This is a genomic window from Citrobacter sp. Cpo061 (assembly GCF_030332845.1).
GTDB lineage: Bacteria > Pseudomonadota > Gammaproteobacteria > Enterobacterales > Enterobacteriaceae > Citrobacter > Citrobacter portucalensis.
This window is the reverse complement of record NZ_JAOWHB010000045.1, coordinates 1-6,360: the sequence shown is the minus strand read 5'-3', so window position 1 is coordinate 6,360 and position 6,360 is coordinate 1. Positions and strand designations below refer to the sequence as shown.

The following is a 6,360-nucleotide window of genomic DNA, read 5'->3' as shown; positions in this document are numbered from 1 at the left end:
TCCTGTTGTTTAATATTCCAGAGGCTGTTCCTGGGCATCTCAACGCGCAGGTCTACCCAGCGACCAGCGGGGATATCAACCGGTTCACCATCCTGCACCGTTTCAGTAAACGATCCATCTTCATTTTTAATACCAATCAGATTCCGGGCAAATTCTGGCGCACTGTGGTGAGTACGGTGATATGTTTTAAGCGTTATGGAACCATCCGGATCGATTTCATAATCCACCCACAATAAAGGCAGTCCATTTGTATTGGCTGGAATAACGAAACCACCATCCACGCCTCCCCATAATGGTTCAGAGTTAAATCCCAGGACCCCGGATATCTTATAAATGCCGGTGTCGATGCGCTCAGTCATTACGCCTTCCGCTTCCTCGTTGAATTCTGCCGTACCATCGCCTTTCAATTTGATGACAGGTGAAGCAGGTTTAAGGTTACCGTTAGAATCTATGGTGGTATTTCCGTTGTTGTAATGTTTACGAATTAAAGGCGATCCGCCGACCTGATGAACAAGAGTCAGGAGTGTTGCATCACTACCAGATAAATAAATCTGAAAGTTATGCGTGTTGCTGTAACTTATTTTTACCCCTGCCCCCCACTCAGTCCAAAACCCTGTCGGACCACCACCGTTCATAAATAACTGAGATCCTGTAACAGGCGAGCCAATATCTGCATTGTTAAGTAGCGCCGCAACCCCACCCAGCCCAAATGCACCAACCATCATGATGTCACCGAGAGACGCCCCTGTATTTTTTGTCGCTGCGCTTCCCAGCCCAAGGTTTCCGCGGGCGGTGTGTTTATCAGGCAAATCCCCAAGATTCTGTTCCTTTACAAGTTTTTCACCCAGCTCCGTATTTATACTGCTTAAAGACTGATTAATATTACTCAGTGTTGCAGAAATCCCGCCCCATGCAGGTCCTGTGAATGAACTGCCATCAGGCAACTTAACGGTGACATTTCCGCTTCCACTAAAAATGCTTTGCCAGTTCTGTTTGTCGTAGTTCAGTCCTCGCAGGGCTTCTGCACTTTGTGCCACCAGCGCCGCGGTGACCATATTCAACGCCATACGGGGAACAGCTGACCAGGCCGCGCCAGCCTGTGTTGGCCCGGTGAAATTACTGACCAGCGTCAACGCGGCACTACTTTCCACGGACTTAACCGGTAGCGTATAGGGAACGCCTCCGACAGTGACAACAATAAAATCTCCGGCAGCCACCTCGGTGGTAAACGCGGTTCCGCTGCCAGAGACCGCAGCAGAATTATTCGTCAGGGTTAAAGTTCCTGCTGACATGGATATCTCCTGAATTCAGATAATAAAAAAAACCCGTCGAAGCGAGGTTAGTGATTTGGATAGAAAGCAGCTTCTACGAATAAAGTCGCGTATCGATGTAGATATACTGTTTTTTAAATCGTGGTGTGGGGGCCAGCCCGTTAATCTGTTCGCTATAAATGGAATACCCACCAACGATGTTGTCATACGCGCGAGCCGTCAGCGTCCCATAAATATAAATCCCAGCAGCTGGATCTAACGGGACCAGGTAATTTGAGCTCATACCGGATACCACTGCCGCCGGAAGACCGACATTAACGTCGTAGTTTGCACCATTACCATTTCCTGAGCCGTTCCACGGATTATCTACAAAATGAAGCTCAAGCGGCAAACAGTCAGTGTTCCAGACCATATCGCCGTTGGAGTTGTACACTGCCATTCCCACACCATGCGCAATCGGAACAACGTTTGCGAACACATAGACATGACCGCCTACCCCATTGCAATTTAAATTCAGGTTCCATTTCCCATTTGAAGCAACCGGAATAACATAAGCGGCCCCGGTTGCCGAATCGTTACGGATAAATGAAATCACGTTTGCCGTGGCTGGAATGTCTGTGGGGATCGTCATATTTCCTGTGAAGCGATATACACCGATAAAATTCATCGGTGTGACTTCAGGACTAATAAACAGACTACCGTCTTCACGAAAAATTTTAATACCATAACTCATTTGTACATCACCAATATTGGCTGATTTACTGAGGCGTTAGACCAGGTAACTGTGCCATTGGCAACGGTCGCCGTTGCCGGAGTCTGGCCTTTTGAACCGCTTGGGGTGAATATGTTTTGCGGATCTGCGACCAGGGTTTTGCCCTCAACGACCGGATAAGCCTTAGAGCCTGACGCTGGCGAAGTGATAACTGAGGCAACAAAGGTGGGATTGAATCGCCCTACCAGCTCATTCCCCTTAGCATCGAACAACTGCACTCCGTAAGCCATAATCATCCCCTTTACATTGGTAGTTTGTCAGGTGTTCAGTAGACTTCCAGCCGGGAAAGAATCGAACATAAAGACTATTAACCGGCCTGACCCAATACGTCCCATTTTTATCAATGCGGATCTGTTTGATAGAAACTGTCGCAGTACGAAGTTCAGCACCGGCACCTAAATGCGAAGAATATACAGCCGTACAATCGACACTTTTAACTCCACTATTTAACTCCCCAGAAATAGAGGCGCAACCGCTAATACTTGCCAACAACAACCCGAAGAGTATTATTTTTGTCATATACCTTCTGTCCATAGTTATCAATTGTGGTCCTGCCATCACCAGCATTAGAACCATTAATTTCAAACGTTCCGTCTGCTTTCATGATGGTGCCTGTTTTACCCTGAACGTAATTCGATGAGCGTAATTCACCAATTTTTGCCAGAGTGATTTGGCTATACTGAATAAACGCATCGCTGATAAACACCTGACCATTAACAACAGCAAAGGGTGAATATTGCGTATCACCGCTGCCACTCATCAGGACGAACTGATTGGCGTTAAATCCGACGCGGGTGACTACCGGCTTACCCGCTTCCGCCAGCACCGCAATCGACATTCCGGCGTTATACATCACACCGTTAATCCGGACTCCAGTTTTGAGGGTGTAAATTGCAGATGCTCCTGTAGCATCAACCACGGCGGTGAGCTTATCTTCCAGCGCTGCAGTCACATCATTGAACTGCGCCTGCACCTGCGTGGACATTTCAGCCATCGCTTTATCAACATCTGCAATAGTCGTTTTGACCACCAGAATATCCGCGCGCACTTCGCCGTACTGCGCCCACTGGTGTTCCACCGTTCCATGGTTGGCCAGCGCATTCTGCAACGCAGCTTCCAGATTGGTATCAATGTCGCTTGTCAGGCGGTCACCATCGGCAGACGTCAGGAAGTCATCAGCAATATCTCCCAGGTAGTCGTCAGCATTCGCGTTGGATTGGCCACGAACCCAGTCGGTCCAGCCTGATTCATTACCCGTTCTGTCTACCAGTTGCGCGCGGTACCAGAATTCCTGCCCCGCCTTCAGCCCCAGTTGGGTGTATTCGGCAGACGGATAAGGCACATCCGACAACAAAAGGGGATTTGAGAAATCACTGTTCGCGGTGTACTGAATTTCCGTTTTCAGTGTGTCCCCGGTGTTAGCAGGGAATCCCCAGTTCAGGCGAATACCCCAGTTGATCGGCGTTGTCGCAAAGCCGACAGGTTTCGGCGGGTTTCCCACCTTACCCGTCAGCGCTTTCTCTTCGGAGTAGCCCCAGCCAGAGGATATTTCAGCGGCATTAATAGCGCGCACACGCACGAGGTAGCGCCCTGCATAAATACCCGATACATCAAATGAGGTGGTAGAGCTGCGCGGCACGTTAACCCAGTTACCGTCATTGCGGCGCCACTGTGCCTCATAGGCGATGGCATTCTGCGCCTGGTCCCAGCTCACCCGCATGGTTTCGACGCTGATATTCTGCTGCACCACCGAAAACGAGCTGATCACAATGTTAGCCGGCGGCGACTGGTTACCCGGCGGGATCACACTCACCGGTCGCTGGTCAATGATGGCTCCAGTATCGATACGGGCATATTTATCCGGGTCGTGCCATGCGCCGGTAATTGAGAAGGTACCATCATTGTTATCGGAGACACTGACAACACGATATTGCTGGGCGTAGAGTTCATCTGACTCAACCACCCATACAGCTTCGGCCTGTGGTGTCTCACTGTATGCCGTGGTGACTGTGACTGATTCCCCATTAATCGCCTGAATAGTCCTGCTCTGTGACGCACCGGATGGAAGATTGATAATAAGGCGATCGCCTGCTGCTGCATCAGCTACGCGGTCAAGTTTTATCACGCGACCGTTAACAGCACTGATGCGGCCCCCCATAACTTTGCCGGACAGAAGCTCGTCTGACACGGCGATGATGTACCCCGGCTGCGGAATGTTTCCGTCCAGGCCAACATCAAACGAAACAACACGATCCTTATTGTTGGTGAGAATACCCCAGCGCCCCTTTCGGTTCGCTTCTGATTGCCGGGTACAGCCGATGGCTGTCATTTCCAGCTGATTAAATCCGTACCGGGCTACCAGAGGCTGCTCAAATACCGGCTCCATCGCATCCGCATAGGCGTTACCCGGATCAGACCAGGAAACCAGCGCTGTGGTATACCGCGTTTTTGTCGTGCTGCTGGAATAGGTAAAGCGTCCGTCGATAACGTTAGCGCGGGTGTAAGCGTAATCCACATCTCTCGGCATATCGGCAAGCGCAACAATCTGATCACCGCCCCAGTACGTCATACCCCGGAATATAGCCGCAAAGTCACGCAGCACAGTGTAAGCGTCATTCCTGTCCTGAACATAGACGTTACAGGTATAGCGTGGCTCTGTCCCGCTTCCACCCTTTCCATCCGGTACCGGCTGATCGCAATACTGCGATACCTGGTACAACGTCCATTTATCGATGTTGGCTGCACTCAGGCGATTCCCCAGACCAAAGCGATCGGTAATAACCAGATCGTAAAATATCCACGCCGGGTTATCGGTCCAGGCCCACTTAAACGCCCCTTGCCATGTACCACTGTAAGTCCTCGTTTCAGGATCATAATTATCCGGCACACGGATCACGCGCATTTTTGGTTCGCAGGAAATCTGCGGGATAGAGCCATTGAACTGGCTTGAGTCAAATTCGATGTAAAGCAGAGCGGTATTCGGGTAACGTAATTTGGCGTCAATCACCTCGGTGAAGCTCTGTAGCGTCATCGTATCACCGATCTTCGCGCTGTTTGCATCAGCGGTAATCTTACGCAATCGGATTGTCCAGGTGCTGCCAGCCTGCGGTAAATCAATACGGTGGCTGCGCTCATAACCAGACGTCGTTTTGCCGGTTACGCTGGTATTAAAAACGGTTTGCCAGGTACCACCATCAGTTTGCAGGTCTATTGCATAATTGATGGAATACCCTACCAGATCGCCGTTGTCCTCCTGCTTAAACAGTGAAGGCCATTTCAGTCGCAGGCGAACGGCTGATAGTTGCGTGTTCGTAAAGGTACGCGTCCAGGCTGTGGCGCTTGATATTTCAGTTCCAACGTTGATTTCGTTTTCGGTGCCGGGAATACCCTGAATGTAATTTTGTGCCTGCGTACCAGCGCGAAATTCCCAGACTACGCCACCAAAGTTTTGGGAGCCGTCGACATTCTCCAGCGGTGTGCCATCGAGGTAGATATCTTTTCCGGTTAAAGCACCGGCATACTCACCTTCCCCCAGAGCTACTAGCAACTTTGCCTTCGCAACAGACTGAAGATCATCCGGTTGTTCCGTCGGTGTTCGGCTTTTAGAACCACCACCTTTTCGCCCTGTGATTTTTTTCGACGCCATATTTCACCCATAAAAAAGCCACCAAAAGGTGGCTACTGTTTGAATATCAGGATGTTGCTCATCTATAACCCTGGTTAATGTGTTAGCTCAGCCCGTCAGCGCTGGGATGCTGACGTACTCTGGGAAGGAGGGATGGCTGATTACCTCTTAACGAAGGATTAAAATGACTAAATATAAGTTTGAAGCTGTCGATACGAGCACCCCACCTAACGCTGAGGACCTTGCTTATGCTCTCATGAGTGCATTTGGGGCGCTTGCCTCAACAGTTGTAGGGAAGGACACAGAAAAGCAGGCTGAGTTGTTTAGCAAACTTGACCAAGCGCTAGCTCATAATCAGGGGGCAAGTAGCTATATTGAGCTTGCTCGGATTTGCCAGGCTACGAAATTTTCCCTAACCGGAGAGCGATAACCCCATTGGGTTTAATTAGTTCAAAGGCGTGTTCCTTAGGGACCGCCTTTATTTCCTTAGTATCATCAACTTTTGTTTCTTGAAATTTTACCTTTTGCTCTAAGGTCATAACTTTCTCCCGCCTTTCGGCTTATTGTTTATCTTCAACATAAATTCCGGCAGAAATAATCGCGCCACCGATCCGGCGTCGCCCATAACCAAGGGGAACTGGATTACCCTGAGCAGCAGTGTTAGTTACACCACCGAATGCATACGATGCCCG

Annotated in this window: 4 protein-coding genes and 1 pseudogene; all 5 read right to left on the bottom strand. The window is 49.8% G+C overall.

Features of this window, described 5'->3' with window-relative positions:
• The coding region (locus OGX97_RS14785) for a phage tail fiber protein (RefSeq protein ID WP_286592557.1) at positions 1 to 1,292 on the bottom strand (1,292 nt) is incomplete at its 3' end.
• Positions 1,293 to 1,365: 73 nt separating this feature from the next.
• Positions 1,366 to 2,004 (bottom strand): hypothetical protein, encoded by a 639-nt coding sequence (locus OGX97_RS14780; RefSeq protein WP_235127103.1) that lies wholly within the window; start codon positions 2,002 to 2,004, stop codon positions 1,366 to 1,368.
• Entirely contained in the window at positions 2,001 to 2,273 is a 273-nt protein-coding gene (locus tag OGX97_RS14775) for a hypothetical protein (RefSeq protein WP_235127101.1), read from the bottom strand. Before OGX97_RS14775 ends, OGX97_RS14780 begins: the two co-directional genes overlap by 4 nt.
• Before the next feature lie 245 nt (positions 2,274 to 2,518).
• Complete coding sequence (locus OGX97_RS14770) at positions 2,519 to 5,689, bottom strand: host specificity protein J (protein ID WP_286592553.1); 3,171 nt, start codon at positions 5,687 to 5,689, stop codon at positions 2,519 to 2,521.
• Positions 5,690 to 6,228: 539 nt separating this feature from the next.
• Positions 6,229 to 6,360: pseudogene (locus OGX97_RS14765) on the bottom strand (tail assembly protein); the annotation flags it as partial.

Coding starts and splice junctions, on each gene's coding strand:
- OGX97_RS14780 (WP_235127103.1), bottom strand. CDS start 2,004: ATGAGTTATGGTATTAAAATTTTTCGTGAAGACGGTAGTCTGTTTATT.
- OGX97_RS14775 (WP_235127101.1), bottom strand. CDS start 2,273: ATGGCTTACGGAGTGCAGTTGTTCGATGCTAAGGGGAATGAGCTGGTA.
- OGX97_RS14770 (WP_286592553.1), bottom strand. CDS start 5,689: ATGGCGTCGAAAAAAATCACAGGGCGAAAAGGTGGTGGTTCTAAAAGC.